Origin of the sequence: Alteromonas sp. IB21, from assembly GCF_016405965.1 — a bacterium.
In the GTDB taxonomy this organism is placed as follows: Bacteria; Pseudomonadota; Gammaproteobacteria; order Enterobacterales; family Alteromonadaceae; genus Alteromonas.
In genome coordinates, this window is record NZ_JAEFCD010000019.1 from 74,729 (window position 1) to 91,313 (window position 16,585).

The 16,585-nt window shown below is 44.0% G+C and carries 17 protein-coding genes; 11 read left to right on the plus strand and 6 right to left on the minus strand.

All coding sequences use genetic code 11. The features are described 5' to 3' along the window. The first annotated feature begins 276 nt into the window (after window positions 1-276). On the plus strand, window positions 277-930 hold the full coding sequence (elbB, locus tag JC525_RS13565) for an isoprenoid biosynthesis glyoxalase ElbB (RefSeq protein ID WP_198816295.1): 654 nt from the start codon (window positions 277-279) through the stop codon (window positions 928-930). A 294-nt stretch (window positions 931-1,224) separates the two neighbouring features. After that, window positions 1,225-2,676, plus strand: coding sequence for a TrkH family potassium uptake protein (locus JC525_RS13570; RefSeq protein WP_198816296.1), 1,452 nt, complete (start codon window positions 1,225-1,227; stop codon window positions 2,674-2,676). 146 nt (window positions 2,677-2,822) lie between these two features. Here the strand turns inward: JC525_RS13570 and trkA are convergent, their stop codons facing one another. From trkA to def, 4 genes are all read right to left on the minus strand, one after another. Beyond that, a complete protein-coding gene (gene trkA / locus JC525_RS13575) occupies window positions 2,823-4,202 on the minus strand; it encodes a Trk system potassium transporter TrkA (protein WP_198816297.1) in 1,380 nt (459 codons plus the stop codon). Window positions 4,203-4,268: 66 nt separating this feature from the next. After that, window positions 4,269-5,588: a 16S rRNA (cytosine(967)-C(5))-methyltransferase RsmB gene (gene rsmB, locus JC525_RS13580; RefSeq protein WP_198816298.1), complete on the minus strand. Its 1,320-nt coding sequence runs from the start codon at window positions 5,586-5,588 to the stop codon at window positions 4,269-4,271. Between the two features lie 2 nt (window positions 5,589-5,590). Continuing rightward, the gene (gene fmt, locus JC525_RS13585; protein ID WP_198816299.1) at window positions 5,591-6,541 is read right to left on the minus strand and encodes a methionyl-tRNA formyltransferase; all 951 of its coding nucleotides are present in this window, start codon (window positions 6,539-6,541) and stop codon (window positions 5,591-5,593) included. An 8-nt stretch (window positions 6,542-6,549) separates the two neighbouring features. Beyond that, complete coding sequence (gene def, locus JC525_RS13590; RefSeq protein ID WP_014977863.1) at window positions 6,550-7,059, minus strand: peptide deformylase; 510 nt, start codon at window positions 7,057-7,059, stop codon at window positions 6,550-6,552. A 216-nt stretch (window positions 7,060-7,275) separates the two neighbouring features. Between def and JC525_RS13595 the strand changes: the two genes are divergently transcribed. From JC525_RS13595 to JC525_RS13625, 7 genes are all read left to right on the plus strand, one after another. Next, window positions 7,276-8,349, plus strand: a complete 1,074-nt coding sequence (locus JC525_RS13595; RefSeq protein ID WP_198816300.1) for a LysM peptidoglycan-binding domain-containing protein — start codon at window positions 7,276-7,278, stop codon at window positions 8,347-8,349. A 38-nt stretch (window positions 8,350-8,387) separates the two neighbouring features. Beyond that, window positions 8,388-9,497 (plus strand): DNA-processing protein DprA, encoded by a 1,110-nt coding sequence (dprA, locus tag JC525_RS13600; RefSeq protein ID WP_198816301.1) that lies wholly within the window; start codon window positions 8,388-8,390, stop codon window positions 9,495-9,497. A gap of 1 nt (window position 9,498) precedes the next feature. Beyond that, the gene (locus tag JC525_RS13605) at window positions 9,499-9,975 is read left to right on the plus strand and encodes a DUF494 family protein (RefSeq protein WP_025257120.1); all 477 of its coding nucleotides are present in this window, start codon (window positions 9,499-9,501) and stop codon (window positions 9,973-9,975) included. Window positions 9,976-10,062: 87 nt separating this feature from the next. After that, window positions 10,063-10,605, plus strand: coding sequence for a DNA topoisomerase family protein (locus JC525_RS13610; RefSeq protein WP_198816302.1), 543 nt, complete (start codon window positions 10,063-10,065; stop codon window positions 10,603-10,605). A 33-nt stretch (window positions 10,606-10,638) separates the two neighbouring features. After that, the gene (locus JC525_RS13615; protein WP_198816303.1) at window positions 10,639-11,244 is read left to right on the plus strand and encodes a Sua5/YciO/YrdC/YwlC family protein; all 606 of its coding nucleotides are present in this window, start codon (window positions 10,639-10,641) and stop codon (window positions 11,242-11,244) included. Further along, on the plus strand, window positions 11,241-12,173 hold the full coding sequence (gene hemF, locus JC525_RS13620; RefSeq protein WP_198816304.1) for an oxygen-dependent coproporphyrinogen oxidase: 933 nt from the start codon (window positions 11,241-11,243) through the stop codon (window positions 12,171-12,173). Before JC525_RS13615 ends, hemF begins: the two co-directional genes overlap by 4 nt. A gap of 240 nt (window positions 12,174-12,413) precedes the next feature. Continuing rightward, window positions 12,414-13,088 (plus strand): OmpW family outer membrane protein, encoded by a 675-nt coding sequence (locus tag JC525_RS13625; protein ID WP_198816305.1) that lies wholly within the window; start codon window positions 12,414-12,416, stop codon window positions 13,086-13,088. A gap of 124 nt (window positions 13,089-13,212) precedes the next feature. Here the strand turns inward: JC525_RS13625 and JC525_RS13630 are convergent, their stop codons facing one another. Continuing rightward, the gene (locus tag JC525_RS13630; protein ID WP_198816306.1) at window positions 13,213-13,641 is read right to left on the minus strand and encodes a group II truncated hemoglobin; all 429 of its coding nucleotides are present in this window, start codon (window positions 13,639-13,641) and stop codon (window positions 13,213-13,215) included. Here JC525_RS13630 and aroE point away from each other — a divergent pair. Further along, a complete protein-coding gene (gene aroE / locus JC525_RS13635; RefSeq protein ID WP_198816307.1) occupies window positions 13,640-14,479 on the plus strand; it encodes a shikimate dehydrogenase in 840 nt (279 codons plus the stop codon). The two genes, JC525_RS13630 and aroE, sit on opposite strands and share 2 nt — an antisense overlap. Here aroE and JC525_RS13640 read toward each other — a convergent pair. Then, window positions 14,476-15,018 carry a gamma carbonic anhydrase family protein gene (locus JC525_RS13640; protein WP_198816308.1) on the minus strand — a complete coding sequence of 181 codons (543 nt, stop codon included), beginning with the start codon at window positions 15,016-15,018 and terminating at the stop codon, window positions 14,476-14,478. The genes aroE and JC525_RS13640 overlap by 4 nt on opposite strands. A 171-nt stretch (window positions 15,019-15,189) precedes the next feature. Between JC525_RS13640 and JC525_RS13645 the strand changes: the two genes are divergently transcribed. Beyond that, window positions 15,190-16,230, plus strand: a complete 1,041-nt coding sequence (locus JC525_RS13645; RefSeq protein ID WP_198816309.1) for a UDP-N-acetylglucosamine 2-epimerase — start codon at window positions 15,190-15,192, stop codon at window positions 16,228-16,230. The last annotated feature ends 355 nt before the right edge of the window (window positions 16,231-16,585 follow it).

Consider the following 16,585-nt stretch of genomic DNA (forward strand, 5'->3'; position numbering starts at 1 on the left):
ATCCGGATGATCTTTGTCAAATTAAAGATCACCTTTCAAATCAAGAAAAATAAGGGAATGAGACAAAGGTGTGAAAACAGCATACCTGCTACTAAACATTCCATTTTATGTGGATAACTTGGTGAACGTTTATTTTTGGTTTAACCAAGTTGGCCAAGTAATGTAGCATAACCATTAACATTGTATATACGTATTATTAAGAACTTTTTTTGAGCAATTGCGTGTTTAATAGCCAATTTTTTTATAAGTAGATGGCATGTCGCCTAGGAGAATAATATGAAGCAAGTAGCCGTGATTTTAAGTGGAAGTGGCGTATTCGACGGAGCTGAGTTACATGAGGCGGTATTAACGCTTTTAGCCATAGAGCAAGAAGGCGCGTCTTATCAATGCTTCGCACCCGACGTAGCGCAATTACACGTCGTCAATCATTTAACGGGTGAAGTTTCTGAAGGTGAAGCGCGAAATGTTCTTGTAGAGTCAGCGCGTATTGCACGAGGGAATATAAAACCGGTAACGGAATGTGACGTTAATGCATTCGATGCGTTAATTTTGCCAGGTGGTTTTGGCGCGGCAAAGAACCTATGTACTTTTGCAGTAGACGGTGCAAATTGTACGTTCAATGAAGACGTACTCAATGTTTGTGAAGCCTTTGCTCGAGCGAAAAAGCCCGCTGCTTACGCATGTATTGCGCCAGCGCTTGCCGCAAAAGTGTATGGCAATCAAACAAAGATGACGATAGGTAACGATAACGATACTGCTAACGCCCTTAATGCTTTAGGTGCGTGTCATGTCGATTGTGCAGTGGATGAAGTGGTTGTAGATAACGACGCTAAACTTGTTACAACACCAGCTTACATGATGGCGAATAGCATTAGCGAAGCCCATGCGAGCATCAGTAAAATGGTGAGTACCGTCCTTGCCATGAAATGATATCTGTACCATCGATATTTACATAGTAAAGTGAATAGGGGAGACAAAGGTTTCCCCGTATAGATAATCGCCTTATAATCAAAAATCTATACTCTCGACCATCGCTTAAGCTCAAACTATAGCGAGATGAATGTTTTTGATAGTGTTTTTAAACATTCATCTAACCCAAACGGCATAACACGCTAAAAAATGTATAGTAAAGAATCATTGGCCTTGGAGTGAGATGCTCTTTGGCATTGTTCAAAGACACACTGAAACGATTGCGCCATTATAAGAACAAAGGCTTAATAAAAAATGCACTACCGTGCCATTATACGAATACTTGGATTACTGATTGCGCTATTTAGCGTAACCATGATCCCACCTGCTATCGTGTCGTTAGTTTATCAAGATGGCAGCGGCCTTCCTTTCACCCTCGCATTTATATTGTGCGTTATTGGCGGTATGACGCTGTGGTATCCCAATCGTCAGCAAAAAAATGATTTAAGGGCCCGTGAAGGTTTCCTTATCGTTGCGCTTTTCTGGACAGTACTAGCAAGTGTGGGGGCAATTCCTCTAATTTTGCTAGAACAACCAAGTATGACAATAACCGATGCTTTTTTTGAGTCTTTCTCAGGCTTAACAACCACTGGCGCAACGGTTATAGAGGGAATAGACTTTCTGCCGCACTCAGTACAATTTTATCGCCAGCAGCTACAATGGCTAGGTGGTATGGGTATCATCGTACTTGCCGTTGCGATTCTGCCTATCTTAGGTGTGGGGGGTATGCAGCTCTACCGAGCTGAAACGCCGGGCCCTGTAAAAGACAATAAGATGACGCCGCGCATAGCCGATACAGCAAAGCATTTATGGTACATTTACCTTTCAATCACTATTGCATGTGCTGGTGCATACTGGCTAGCAGGAATGAGTGTTTTTGATTCAATTTGCCACGCCTTTTCTACTGTCGCCATCGGTGGGTTTTCAAACCATGACGCCAGTTTGGGGTACTTTAACAGCCCTATGGTAAATGTAGTCTGTACGGTCTTTTTGCTTATCGCAGCACTTAACTTCTCGCTCCATTATGCTGCGGTGAGTTCACGGTCAGTAAAAGGCTACTTCAAAGACCCTGAATTTAAAGCGTTCTTTATTATCCAAGCGTCGCTTATCGGCATTTGCTTTTTAGTGCTTACGCTTTCAGGCTACTACAGTTCAGCGGAGCAAGCTCTCGACCAAGCTATGATTCAAGCGGTGTCAATTAGTACCACGGCAGGTTTTGCAACAACGGATTTTTCTGTGTGGCCAACGTTTCTACCTATCATGCTTATTTTTTCTAGCTTTATTGGTGGTTGCGCAAGCTCAACGGGTGGCGGTTTAAAAGTCGTTCGGGTGTGCTTACTGTTCTTACAGGGTAAGCGAGAAGTTGATAGGCTCATTCATCCTAAAGCCGTTTATAGCGTAAAGCTCGGTGACCGAGCGATGCCTGATAGAGTGGTAGAAGCTGTGTGGGGTTTTTTCTCAGCTTATGCTGTGGTCTTTGTGATAATAATGATTGGTCTTATTGCAACGGGTCTCGACAATCTAAGCGCGTTTACCGCAACAGCTGCAATGTTGAATAACTTAGGCCCAGGACTTGGCAGTGTCGCAGCGAATTATGCTGATGTAAGCGATGCTGGAAAATGGATCCTGGTAACAGCTATGGTGTTTGGACGATTGGAAGTGTTCTCGCTTCTGGTGCTGTTTTCACCTACGTTTTGGCGTAGTTAATTTGAGAGTTCATAGCGCTTTCAAATTAAGAGAAAGGGCGAAGAGTAACGCCCTTCGATGCGTGCTGTAAAACTTATTTTACCGCCTCTAATAACACTATTATTAGCATTAATCAGTTTGTTAAATTCACTTCCTAATGCAGTGCACTAGCCAAAGAAAAAAGCGCTTGGCTGGAACAGCTTTTCCACATCACTAATGTATTTCTTATCAACTAAGAACAAGATAATGTGGTCGTTAGCTTCTATTTTTGTATCACTGTGCGCGATTATTACCTGGTCATCGCGGACAATAGCGCCAATGGTGGTGCCCGGAGGTAACTTAATATCACCGATTTGTTTTCCAACGACCTTAGAGGTATTTTCATCACCATGTGCAATGGCTTCAATGGCCTCAGCGGCGCCGCGTCTTAACGAGTAAACGTTAACAATATCCCCGCGACGCACATGGGTTAACAGGGCGGAAATGGTGGCTTGCTGAGGTGAAAAGGCAATATCTATTTCGCCTCCTTGAACCAAGTCTACATAGGCGCTTCGCTGAATAAGCACCATGGCTTTTTTTGCCCCCATGCGCTTTGCCAGCATCGCTGACATTATATTCGCTTCATCATCGTTAGTGACGGCGATGAAAGCGTCTACCTGTTCAATGTTTTCTTCACTAAGTAGCTCTGGGTCAGAGGCATCGCCACTGAAAACGATGGTTTTATCTAAATTGGCGGAAAGATACTTCGCCCGCTCTGGGCTGTATTCAATCAGCTTTACATTGTGGTTATGCTCTAGCTTTTTGGCTAAACCTGCACCAATCAATCCACCGCCTGCAATCATAATTCGCTTATAGCTAGACTCAAGCTTTTGAAGTTCGCTCATCACGGCACGAATGTGTTTAGTCGCTGCAATAAAGAAAACTTCGTCATCAGCCTCTATCACGGTTGTTCCCAATGGACGAATAGGACGGCCTCGCCGATATATGGCAGCAACGCGAGTTTCTACGTTAGGCATATGGTCTTTAAGTGCAGACAGGGCGTGACCGACTAATAAACCACCATAGTAGGCTTTTACTGCAACCAAGCTCGCCTTACCATCAGCAAATTCAACCACTTGAAGCGCACCTGGGTAGTCAATAAGACGTTTGATGGCTTTAGTGACCAGTTGTTCTGGCGCAATAATATGATCAACGGGAATATCTTGCTGCTTATAAAGCTGCTCTTGATAGATGATGTATTGCTCAGAACGTACACGGGCAATCTTGGTAGGAGTTTTGAACAAGCTGTAAGCTACCTGGCAGGCCAACATGTTACTCTCATCACTGTTGGTCACTGCTATCAGCATATCGGCGTCTTCTGCGCCGGCTTTACGCAGTACATCAGGGTGTGACCCCACACCAGTCACTACTTGCAGATCAAGTCGGTCTTGAAGTCCACGCAGTATGGTAGGGTCTGAATCGATAACGGTAATTTCGTTATTTTCACCGACCAAGTTTTCAGCAAGCGTGCCACCTACTTGTCCTGCCCCCAAAATGATGATTTTCATTGTTATTATTTTGCCTTCGTATTCGTGCCGGTCTTACGTTTGCGATATTGCACAACTATTGAGCTCTCACTCTGCCGACTTTACCAGTCTCGCATAGTAGAAACCATCCATTTGTTGTTCACCTGGTTTAATTTGGCGACCAGGTTTTTCAAGGGTTTCAGTTTTCGTGATCGGCGACAACATTGCATCGGGAGTATCTGATAAAAACTGCGCTATTTGCGTTACGTTTTCTTTTGGCAAAATGGAACAAGTAGCATAAAGCAGCGTACCGCCAGGTTTTAACAGGCCCCATAATGTATCCAAGATACGGCGCTGTAACTGCGCGAGATTATCTATATCATTGGCTTTACGTAACCAGCGAATATCTGGATGGCGACGAATAACACCAGTGGCAGAACAAGGCGCATCCAGCAAAATCCTATCGAATAGCTTACCGTCCCACCACGAATCAGGATCAGCAGCGTCCCCTTGTTTAATATCAACCTGATGCTTAAGCCGAGTCATGTTTTCTTCGACGCGTTTAAGACGACTAGCATCCGCATCCAAAGCCAATACATATTCAGTGTTTGGTGCGCGTTCTAAAATATGGCCTGTTTTCCCGCCGGGGGCAGCGCAACAATCTAAAATCCGTTCATTTGCTTGCGGTTTTAAATAATGTGCCGCTAACTGAGCCGCACCATCTTGCACTGCAAAGTGGCCTTTTTCAAAACCAGGCAGGGCGGTAATGTCTTCTCTGTTAGTGAGTATGATCGCATCTGAATGCTGATCGCTTAGCGTGTATTGAACCCCGGCGCCATCAAGTGCTTCAGTGAATGCTGTTAGGGATGTTTGAATTGTATTAACGCGAAGCCAGATAGGGGCCATTGCGTTTGTTTCATTGCGCACGTGATCTGCATCAGCACCATAAGCCTCTTCTATCGCTTTATATAACCACTTGGGTAGGCCACTGTTGATGATGGCGTCTTCAACTGGTTTGCTGGCAAGCTCTTCACGCTGAAAATTGCGCAGCACTGCGTTCACTAAGCCTTTAAGCCCGGCGGCGTTTAGATACGACGCTGCGGCCACCGTTTCACCTACCGCTGCATGCTTACTTACTCGAGAAAAATTAAGCTGATAGAGGCCAAGAAGAATCAAGTGCTCAACGACTTTTTTATTGCCCTTTAAAGGTCTATCGAGCAGGGTTCTAAGCCAATGCTGCAGTAGAGGAAGACGACGCATGACTCCAAGCGACATCTCCTGCAACCATGCATTATCTCTTGCATTGTGCCTGCGTTGGACGCGCTCTAAACACTCTCGAGATGATTTACCTTGCTCTAAGATTTGATAGATAACCCACGCACAATCGGCACGTAAGTTTTTTTGTTTCGGTAGAGGTAGTGGTTTCACGTTTAATCCGTTTGTGTCAGACAACGACCTACTTCAAACCAAGCTTTGCGAGCATTGATTACGTCAGAGGCAGGGAGCGCTTTCTTACCAGGGATCTGAAGCGATGTAATACAAAGCGCGTCGCGTCCAGTGGCAACAGTAATGCCTTCTTTATTCGCGCTAACGATAGTTCCGGGTGGACATGTGTTTGAAAGGGTAACCACATTGGCAGCCCACACTTTTACATTTTGATCTTCAACCTGCATCCAAGCTACGGGCCATGGATTAAACGCTCGAATATTGCGTTCAATCTGTTCGGCGTCCTCAGACCAATCGATTAAGGCTTCTTCTTTAGATAACTTCTTGGCGTAGGTAGCCTGCGTGTCATCTTGCTTCGTAGGAGAATAGCTTTCGAAGTCATTGACTACATCTACTAAGGCTTTAGGTCCAAGTTCGGCAAGTTTGTCGTACATGGTCGCGCTAGTATCGTTAGCGGCAATGGGCAAGGTTGCAATGTGTAGCATGTCACCTGTGTCCAAGCCTTCGTCCATCTGCATTATAGTTACACCGGTTTCAGCATCTCCCGCCCATATAGCACGTTGAATTGGCGCTGCACCGCGCCACTTAGGCAAAATTGAACCGTGTACATTGATACATCCGAGTCTAGGCGCATTAAGCACCGCCGTTGGAAGTAACAGACCATAGGCAACAACAACCATTAAGTCGGCGTTAAGCGCAGCAAGTTCTTGCTGTGCATCTTCGACTTTTAAAGAGTGGGGTTGATAAACAGGAATATTACTTTCTTCTGCAAGCACTTTAACAGGGCTGGCTGTTAGCTTTTTACCACGTCCAGCAGGTCTGTCAGGCTGGGTGTAAACCGCTACTACTTCATGCTCACTATCAAGTAGTGCCGACAAATGTTTAGCTGCAAAATCCGGAGTACCGGCAAAAATAACTTTCAATGGCGTTGTCACGTTATTCCTTAGGCTTTAGCTGCAAGACGCGCTTCTTTCTCAAGCTTTTTGCGAATACGTTGGCGTTTGAGCGGAGAAAGATAGTCGATAAACAACTTACCCTTTAAATGGTCAAGCTCGTGCTGGATACAAATGGCCAGCAGCCCTTCAGCATCTAGCTCAAACGACTCGCCATTTTGATCTAAAGCTTTAACGGTAATCGCTTCTGCTCGCTCTACTTTGGCGTAGTTGCCCGGCACAGATAAGCAACCTTCTTCACTAATTGTCGAGCCATCTTTACGAATGATTTCAGGGTTAATGAATACGCGTGGCTCGTTTTGATCTTCTGATACGTCCATTACAACAACTTGAACATGGCGATTAACTTGCGTAGCTGCAAGGCCAATTCCGTTCTCGTCTTTCATGGTCTCGAACATATCCGATACCAGTTGTTTAATTTCGTCGTTAACCTCTTCGACTGGTTTAGCTACCGTACGAAGACGCTCATCAGGAAAACTTAATACGTCTAAAATTGCCATTTCTCGCTTACTTCACCTTTTCGCTGTATAAATTCATATACGATCTAATTGCCAGCACGCTTTACAGTGCTTATTAAGTTACTATTCTAACGTATATCGGTTACTTTCGTGCAGTTTTTTGCCGAAGACCTATAAGAATAACAACTTTTGCCGATATAGTGCTATTGTGCGAAAAAGCAACAAAAAGAGATAGTGAATAATTTGCAGGTGGTTAATTTGAAAAAGCGATTAATAAGTGCGCGTCGCGGCGCAATACTATTTATTTGTGCATTGTTGTCGTTACCTGCATTTGCGCTTCAACTCAAAGAAACAGCGCCGGAAACCTATACGGTAAAGCGTGGAGATACGCTCTGGGCTATTGCAAATATCTTTCTAAACGAACCTTGGCTTTGGCCTGAGTTATGGCGTACCAATACGCAAATAGATAACCCTCACTTAATTTATCCTGGTGACATAATTGTGGTCGGTTTTGTTGATGGTGAGCCTGTTTTAACGGTTAAACGAGACAAACCCACTTACAAGCTTTCTCCATCTACAGACAGACGCTTAAAACCAAAGCCGGTAGATGTACTCTCCTGGACAACGATTTCTCCGTTTATCAGGCAGCACATGCTTCTTGAAGAAGGCGTCTATAAGGCATTGCCTAAATTATTGGGAAATCAGGACGGAAACGTAAGGTTTGCATCGGACGATTTCGTCCTCAGTCAACAACAATTCAGTACTGACGATCAGTTTAGGGTAGTGAGAAAGCACGCTACTATAAAAAATCTAGACGGAGAAACTCTGGGTATTCAAGTTACTCACGTATCTTCGGCTTCGCTGGTAGAAAAAGGACAAGCTGACGATACTATGTTGCTTTTCATTGATGATGCGGATCAGGAAGCAAAGCGTGGCGATAAGCTAATGGCGGGTGGGTTTGAGCATCCCGATAGCTTTGAACTGGTTCCAGCCAAATCTCAAAGAGGGGCGGTAGTAGGCGACTTACACGACCACGATTTACTTGGTAAGTATGATGTTGTCATCCTCGATTTGGGCTCCATTGATGTTTCTCCTGGAACCGTCTTGGGGGTTTACGCTCAAGGCCCAGCTATTATCGATGAAGAAAGCCCGCGTTATGTCGATGAGCCTGGCGCGAGAAGCGGCGGTGAATGGTTTATCGATACGGTATCACAGCCCGCACTTAAAGTTGGCGAAGTCGTAGTATTTAAAACGTTTGATGCGGCAAGTTATGGGTTAATAACGCGAGCGAATAAAGGAATTAAGCGCGGCTTTATAGTGGCGAAACCTTAATGCTTTTTAAGTTCATTGTCGCTCACTAAGGAGCGATGATGAGCTTACAACCAATACACCCCGATAGTACGCTGTTACCGTGGGTTAAATTTGCTTCTGCACTGCGCGTTTCGCCAAAGAGTTGGCTAGAAGTGCTGGAGCGCTACCAGCTTTCTCCCCCCGAGCTTTTAAAAGAATACGCCGCGCTTTGCGAAAAAACAAAAGCGCTTATAGGTCAAATATCGCAACAGCATGTCGATGCTGCTTTCAACTGGAAAGAAACCGGTCATAGTCGACACATCATCACCTTAGACTCACCACTTTATCCAGAGTTACTCAAACAACTAGACAGCCCGCCATTGGTATTATTTGCTACGGGCAATTTAGAACTGTTACGAAAAAAGCAAATCGCTGTAGTAGGTAGTCGACGAGCCAGTCATCAAGGCAAGCGAACTGCTAATGACTTCGCTCAGGGCTTATCTAATAACGGAGTGGTGGTAACGAGTGGTCTCGCTATGGGAATAGATAGCGCTGCACATCAAGGTGCTATGGCAGGGAGCACGGGCACCATAGCAGTTATGGGCACGGGGCCTGATAAAGTCTATCCAGCCAAAAATATCAAGATACTTACTGATATTAACGATAATGGGGGGTTAAGCCTTACAGAGTTTTTCCCCGGGCAAGGACCTAAGCCTTGGCACTTTCCTCGTCGCAACCGGATAATTGCAGCATTATCCCTTGGAACCTTGGTGGTAGAGGCAAAAATTAAAAGCGGTACCTTGATAACTGCGAATTTGGCCGCAGATATGGGGCGAGAAGTGTTCGCGGTGCCAGGAAATATCTTTAACGCGTATTCGGAAGGTTGCCACTGGTTAATCCAGCAAGGCGCAAAATTAGTAACTACTAGTAACGATATTCTTGATGAAGTTGGGGTTTACCCTGAGCAGATAAGCTTAGGCATAGATGAACAAGACGAAAAAAGTGCAGCGAATAGCTTGGCAACCGATAAATTATTAGCTAGTGTGGATTATGACATCACCGCTATTGATGTTATAGCCCAGCGTAATGCCTTATCTGTATCGCAAGCAATGGCATCATTATTAGAATATGAGTTGCGTGGTTTGGTAGCCGCTGTCCCTGGTGGTTACGTTAAATTGAGGGGAAAATAATATGTTCGATATCCTCATGTATCTGTTTGAAAACTTCATTCACAGTGAAACGGAAATTCGTGTTGATCAAGACGAGTTAACGGAAGAGCTAGTGCGCGCCGGTTTCCACCACGATGAGATTTATAAAGCCCTTGCATGGTTAGAAAAGTTAGCAGCACTGCAAGAAACGGATATTAAACCGTATTTTTGCAAAGGTATTAGTACTAGCTTAAGCCGTATTTACACGCATGAAGAACAAATGCGTTTAGATGTGGAATGTCGCGGCTTTCTTATGTTCTTAGAGCAGGTCAATGTATTGGATGCGTCTACACGCGAGATGGTAATAGACCGTGTTATGGAAATCGACTCCAGTGAATTTTGCTTAGAAGATCTGAAGTGGGTTGTGCTAATGGTACTGTTTAACGTGCCTGGCAAAGAAAAAGCCTACGCGCAGATGGAAGATCTTTTGTTCGAAGAGCCAGATGGTGTTCTGCATTAATGCAGTCGTAAACTCTGGCATTTAAAAAAAACTATTTAAGAATACGCTGTGAAATAGCAGCGTGTTTAAGGCCTTAACGTCTAATACATGTCTAAAATAGACCATTCACTTTTTTCAGCGCACGAGCATGCTCTTGATGATAATTTCGGAGACTGCCCAGACTGCGGTAAACCTCTTCACATAAAGAACAGCAAATCAGGCCCCTTTATAGGATGTACGGGCTATCCTGAATGTACTTTCAGCAAGCCACTTCACGATAAGCAAACCACTATACTCAAAACCCTAGAGGGCGTAGCCTGTCCTGAATGCACATCTGACTTGGCAATAAAGAAGGGCCGATTTGGTATGTTTATCGGCTGCACTAACTTTCCTTCTTGCCATCACATTGAGCCTATAAAAGAAAAAGAAGATACTTTGGTAGATTGTCCAAAGTGTAAGAAAGGTCAGCTAATCTCGCGTACTAACAAATACGGTAAACAGTTTTTTGCGTGTAACCATTATCCGAAATGCCGTTATGTGCTAAATTTCACGCCAGTAAATGAAAACTGCCCCGATTGTGGATGGGGAGTTTTAATAGACAAAAAAGGGCAGTTACAGTGTCCTCAGCCGGCTTGCGGCTATAAAAAGTAACTACACCAAGAACTATACGTAGAGATCAAAATCATGTCTGATACCCAAAATGGGAGCGTAAATACGTTTAACCCCGTTGAGGCTAATTTATCTGAAGTAGACCCAGTTGTTGTTGCATTTCAAGCTGGCAGTTTAATCGTTTATCCAACCGAAGCGGTAATGGGTATTGGGTGCGACCCAGATAACGAAGCCGCGGTAAATGCGTTGTTAGAGATAAAACAGCGACCAGTTGAAAAAGGCGTGATATTAATTGCTGCGAATTACAGTCAATTGCTGCCTTATGTTGACGACAATGCTATTCGTCCTGACAGGCGCACCGATATCTTTTCAAGCTGGCCTGGCCCTAATACTTGGTTGTTACCCAAGTCGGCGTCGGCGCCTGTTTGGTTAACGGGCAAGCACAGTAAAATAGCAGTGCGCGTAACTAATCATCCCGTGGTCGTAGAGCTGTGCAACAAGCTAGGAAAGCCACTCGTTTCTACAAGCGCTAACCTAACCGGTCAACCGCCTGCTACCACCACTGAAGAAGCAAAAACCGTATTCGCCGATTCCGTCTTTTACGTTGACGGAGAAGTTGGCGGTGCAACCAAACCCAGTACCATTCGCGATGGTGATACAGCAGAGGTAATAAGAGCATGATATCAGCAGAATTACTGGATGGTAAAAACGCCGCCGAGGTCATTGAACAGGTAAAAAGCTATCTATTAGGATTGCAAGACACCATTTGCCAAACGCTGGAGCTTGCTGATGGCAAAGGTCAGTTTGTTGAAGACAGCTGGCAACGTGAAGAAGGAGGCGGCGGCCGCTCTCGAGTATTAAAAAATGGTGCGGTGATTGAGCAAGGTGGCGTTAACTTTTCCCATGTATTTGGAAGCCAAATGCCCGCATCAGCAACGGCTAATCGACCTGAACTTGCAGGGCGAAATTTTCAGGCGATGGGCGTATCTCTCGTAATTCACCCACATAACCCGTATATCCCAACATCCCACGCTAATGTTCGTTTTTTCATTGCTGAAAAAGAGGGCGAAGCCCCCATTTGGTGGTTCGGTGGTGGCTTTGACTTAACACCGTTCTATCCGTTTAAAGACGATGTTGCGCATTGGCATAACACCGCGAAGAAGTTGTGTAAGCCATTTGGCGAGAATGTGTATCCTAAGTACAAAAAGTGGTGCGACGAGTATTTTTATTTAAAGCATCGCAACGAAACCCGCGGCGTGGGCGGTTTATTTTTTGATGATCTCAACGAATGGGGCTTTGAACAGTCATTTGCATTTATGCAGGCGGTAGGCAATGGCTTTATTGATGCTTACGTTCCTATTGTTGAGCGCCGTAAGCATACCGATTACGGCGAAAGAGAGCGTGATTTCCAGCTTTATCGAAGAGGTCGCTACGTTGAGTTTAATCTCGTGTTTGACCGCGGCACCTTATTTGGTTTGCAAACCGGCGGGCGCACGGAGTCTATTTTAATGTCAATGCCGCCGTTAGCCCGCTGGGAATATTGCTACACGCCAGCACCGGGTAGCGCTGAAGCTAAGTTAACAGACTGGTTGAAGCCTACAGACTGGTGACACGCCATAAATTAGACTCCATTGGGATTCAAAATTTACGCATTACCGCGATAGTTAAAAACGTATTTTAATGACTTCAAATGCGCCGCGTAATATCTTTACACGGCGTTTTTTGATCTACATCAATACTGAATATCATGAGTGTTTCAGCAGCTTACCAACCTTGCGCTGGATCAATGTTTCGCTAAGCTAAAGGCGTAAAGTAGCGCCATCTTAGTTAAACATATAAAGAGACACATTATGCGCAAACACACTTTATCTGCACTTTGTCTTACACTTGCTGCACTTTCACCTTTAGCCAGCGCTCATCAACAGGGCGACTGGATTGTTCGTGGCGGTCTTACTACGGTAGCGCCCGATGAATCAACGTCTAACATCGTGGCTGGTGGAACGGATCTTGGCGTTGCACTTAACATCGGCAACGATACCCAATTAGGTTTAAACGTTGCATACTTTATTACGGACAATATTAATATAGAGTTACTGGCAGCAACGCCATTTAAGCATGACGTTACCTTCTCCGTTGCCGATCCATTGGGTACTGGCAATCAGCTTGGTGAGGTAACACACTTACCGCCAACACTAACTGCTAACTATTACTTCAATGATTCAAGCTCAGCGTTTCAGCCTTACGTTGGTGCAGGTATTAACTATACCTTTATCTTTGACGAGGAATTTACAGGTGCAAATGAAACGGCGGGTTTGAGTGATTTATCGTTAGATAACTCATTTGGCTTATCAGCCCAAGTAGGCATGGATTACCAAATCGATAAAAAGTGGCATGTAAATGCGTCGGTTCGCTATATAGATATTGATACTGAAGCCACATTTAAAGTGGGCGAAGCGGCTGGTACGGTTGGCGATATTGAAATAGACCCTTGGGTTTATACTTTATCGGTAGGCTATACCTTCTAATTTCTAGCTTCATGCCTTAACAAGTAACAGGCTTTCACAATTGCACTACGTTATGCGCCATAAAGAGCGTAGACAGTAACAGGGGACTTGCGCGTTAAAAGGTTAATCCTTTTTACGCGCTTTTTTATTGTGTATTCACCATGTGATCGGCAAGTTGGTCAAGCGCCTCAATTAACTGTTGTGCTAAAGTAATATCATCAACGGTTTTAAACATGGCTTTTCTCATGCAGTACATCCACTGTGCCTTCAACTCGGGTGTTACCGTGTAAGGAAGGTGACGCGCACGCAGACGCGGATGACCAAACTGCTGCTGATAATCATCAGGGCCGCCAAGCCATAAACTCAAATATAGAAAAAACACATGACGAATTCTGTCTAGTGGCTGAGGGTGAATAGCAAGTAGCTCTTTTGCTAGCGGATCGGTCTCCATAATGTCGTAAAAAACATTTGCTAACTCCCGTACTTTCTCCTCTCCACCTATACGCTCATATGGTGTACCCTTCTTAGAACGATTGTCGCTTTTCTTTATATTAAATAAGTCTCGTATTCCCATGAAAAAATTCGCTGTATTCGGAAATCCTATTTCACAGAGTTTATCACCAACTATCCATCAAATGTTTGCAGATCAAGTGGGAGAAAAGATTTCTTATGAAAAGATACTTGCGCCTGAAGATGGCTTTATTGAAGCCGCGAAAGCGTTTTTAGCACAGGATGAAGCAGTAGGCTGCAACGTCACCATGCCTTTCAAGCTCGATGCATTCAATTTTGCAAAGGTAGATGACCAAGCAGCAAAAGATGCACAAGCTGTTAATACGCTAATGAATGGTAACAATGGTGAAGTGCTTGGATACAACACGGATGGTGTTGGGCTGGTAAACGATTTGCTCAATAACGGCGTTGAAATTAGAGATAAGCGTGTGTTGCTTATTGGTGCCGGTGGTGCTGCCCGTGGCGTGATTTCTCCTTTGATAGATGCAGGCGCTGCATCATTGACCATAGCGAATAGAACAAAAGCGAAAGCGGAACAAGTGGCGAACGCTGCTTCAAACTCAAAAGTTAACGTCGTTGCGCTTGACGATATCGCAAATGTTGAGCCTCATATTATCATTAACTCTACAGCGGCCAGTCTAAGCAATGAGTTGCCGTGCAGTTTAAATGACGGTGTTTTACAACACTGTGAGGTGGTGTACGACATGGTTTATAAAAACTCACCCACGCGCTTTATGAGAAATGCGGCTGAGCTAGGTGTTAAAACACAAATAGATGGGCTAGGGATGTTGGTTGAGCAAGCGGCCGAAGCCTTCTATATATGGACACAAAAGCGCCCTGATACATCGGATATTGTAAAGCGGGTCAGAAATATCGTTGAGCAAAGCGAGAAGCGAAACTAATTCGCTTCTTCAAGATACTCATCTTTTAATATTACGTAGTTAACGGCAGATTGTTTCAGAAATGCCATTTCAGCGTCTGTGAGCAGTCTTTTCTTTTGCATAGGGTTTCCGACATAAAGATATCCGCTCTCTAATCGTTTGTTTGGCGGTACTAGTGTGCCCGCACCAATAAACACATCGTCTTCAACAATCACGCCGTCCATCACAATAGCGCCCATGCCTACTAAAATTCGATTACCCAGCTGGCAACCATGCAGCATGCATTTATGACCAACAGTAACGTCATCGCCAATAATTAATGGAAACCCTTCTGGATTTTTCTCAGATTTACGAGTGACGTGTAGAACGCTTCCATCTTGAATATTAGAGCGAGCGCCGATTCGAATCTTGTTCACGTCACCGCGAGCGGCTACTAACGGCCAAATGCTCGCATCATCTTCTAATACTACATCTCCAACTATTCTTGCAGAGGCATCGATGTAAACGTGCTTCCCTAAAATAGGTGAGACACCCTTAAAGCTATCTACTGATTTATGCATTACACACTCTTATAAACAAAGTAGGAAAGTGAATGATGTAAACTTTAACAGCAAAAAAGAAGGGTTGATACTTATAAGCGCCTAGAGAATCCTCAATGCAAACACCGCCCAAGGAATGTCGAAAAGAAAAATGATAGAGTAATGCGTTACGAGAAATATCGAGAAGAATAGATGTCAAAACGCTATGTGTTTTTTACCGGGCTTGCTTATGCATATCCTATATACAGACCTCTACAAGAAGCAATAAGAGCTAGAGGCGATGAAGCTGCGTGGTTTTTAGAGGATGGGTGTCCTGACCTTTTAGAGGCTGATGAGGTGAGGCTTAATACCGTTGAAGACATTATCGATTTTAACCCTCTCGCAATTTTTGCATGCGGGAATCTCATATTTCACTTTTTACCTGGAATAAAAGTGTCTGTGTTTCATGGATACCCCATAGGCAAGCGAGGAGAAAAGAATAATGAAAAAGATGATCACTTTTCTATTCGCGGGTGGTTTGATATGTACTGTACTCAAGGACCAAGCAGTACAGGGTATTTCAAGAAGCTCGAAGCGAAACATCAATTCTTCAAAGTGTATCAAACGGGGTGGGCTAAGGTTGATCCTTACTTCTTAAACTACGAGAAGCTTAATAAGGCTCCAACTATCCTCTATGGCACAACCTTTTCAAAGGGAATTTCATCAGCTCCACATCTTGTTGACACTATAAGCCAACTGGCAAAAACCAAAAATTGGAATTGGCGATTGACGTTTCATCCAAAGATAAGCGACCAAGCGCTTTTAAATAAGTACCGTGCTTTGGCAGACGAACATAGCAATGTTTCCTTTATTGATAATGTTCGATTAGAAGACTTCCAGCAATCTGATGTCATGTTGTGCGACAGTAGTTCAATTATCTTAGAGTTTATGTTGATGGATAAGCCTGTTGTTACTTATCGCAATACAAACCCTGGAAAACACCTCTTGAATGTTACCGATGTTAATGAAGTAGAGGGCGCAATTGAAACGGCATTGTCTCGACCTGATGACTTAATGAAAGAAGTAAATGACTTTGCTCATTATCATGAAGCATATAAAGACGGACATAACTGCGAACGGATTTTAAATGCCGTTGATGACTTTAATAACAACTATAAAGATAAAATTAAGAAGAAGCCTTTGAACCTTTGGCGTAAGTTTAGGTTAAGGAATAAGCTGAAATACTGGAAATAGTTGGTATTTTGAGCGTTCAAAACGAATGTGACACTTTTTTTAAAATAAGTGTTGACGTGAGCGCTCATTTCCCTAAAATGCGCATCCGCTTCGGGGGAAAAGCAAAACAGCAACTCTCCTGAAGTAAGTCTCTACTACCTTTATAGGCCAGTAAAGACGGGAGTTTAGAAGAAGCGCTTCAGAAAATAAATTTTCAAAAAGTGTTGACAACGAAAACTTCCAGCGTATAATGCGCACCTCACTCGAACAGGGTGAGTCACTAGGAAGCAACGGCTTCAAGTGAATGTTCTTTAAAAATTTAGACAAGACAATCTGTGTGGGCACTCGTTAAGAGTGTCAACATAACGACGATTCA

Coding starts and splice junctions, on each gene's coding strand:
- elbB (WP_198816295.1), top strand. CDS start 277: ATGAAGCAAGTAGCCGTGATTTTAAGTGGAAGTGGCGTATTCGACGGA.
- JC525_RS13570 (WP_198816296.1), top strand. CDS start 1,225: ATGCACTACCGTGCCATTATACGAATACTTGGATTACTGATTGCGCTA.
- trkA (WP_198816297.1), bottom strand. CDS start 4,202: ATGAAAATCATCATTTTGGGGGCAGGACAAGTAGGTGGCACGCTTGCT.
- def (WP_014977863.1), bottom strand. CDS start 7,059: ATGGCAATTTTAGACGTATTAAGTTTTCCTGATGAGCGTCTTCGTACG.
- dprA (WP_198816301.1), top strand. CDS start 8,388: ATGAGCTTACAACCAATACACCCCGATAGTACGCTGTTACCGTGGGTT.
- JC525_RS13605 (WP_025257120.1), top strand. CDS start 9,499: ATGTTCGATATCCTCATGTATCTGTTTGAAAACTTCATTCACAGTGAA.
- JC525_RS13610 (WP_198816302.1), top strand. CDS start 10,063: ATGTCTAAAATAGACCATTCACTTTTTTCAGCGCACGAGCATGCTCTT.
- JC525_RS13615 (WP_198816303.1), top strand. CDS start 10,639: ATGTCTGATACCCAAAATGGGAGCGTAAATACGTTTAACCCCGTTGAG.
- hemF (WP_198816304.1), top strand. CDS start 11,241: ATGATATCAGCAGAATTACTGGATGGTAAAAACGCCGCCGAGGTCATT.
- JC525_RS13625 (WP_198816305.1), top strand. CDS start 12,414: ATGCGCAAACACACTTTATCTGCACTTTGTCTTACACTTGCTGCACTT.
- aroE (WP_198816307.1), top strand. CDS start 13,640: ATGAAAAAATTCGCTGTATTCGGAAATCCTATTTCACAGAGTTTATCA.
- JC525_RS13630 (WP_198816306.1), bottom strand. CDS start 13,641: ATGGGAATACGAGACTTATTTAATATAAAGAAAAGCGACAATCGTTCT.
- JC525_RS13640 (WP_198816308.1), bottom strand. CDS start 15,018: ATGCATAAATCAGTAGATAGCTTTAAGGGTGTCTCACCTATTTTAGGG.
- JC525_RS13645 (WP_198816309.1), top strand. CDS start 15,190: ATGTCAAAACGCTATGTGTTTTTTACCGGGCTTGCTTATGCATATCCT.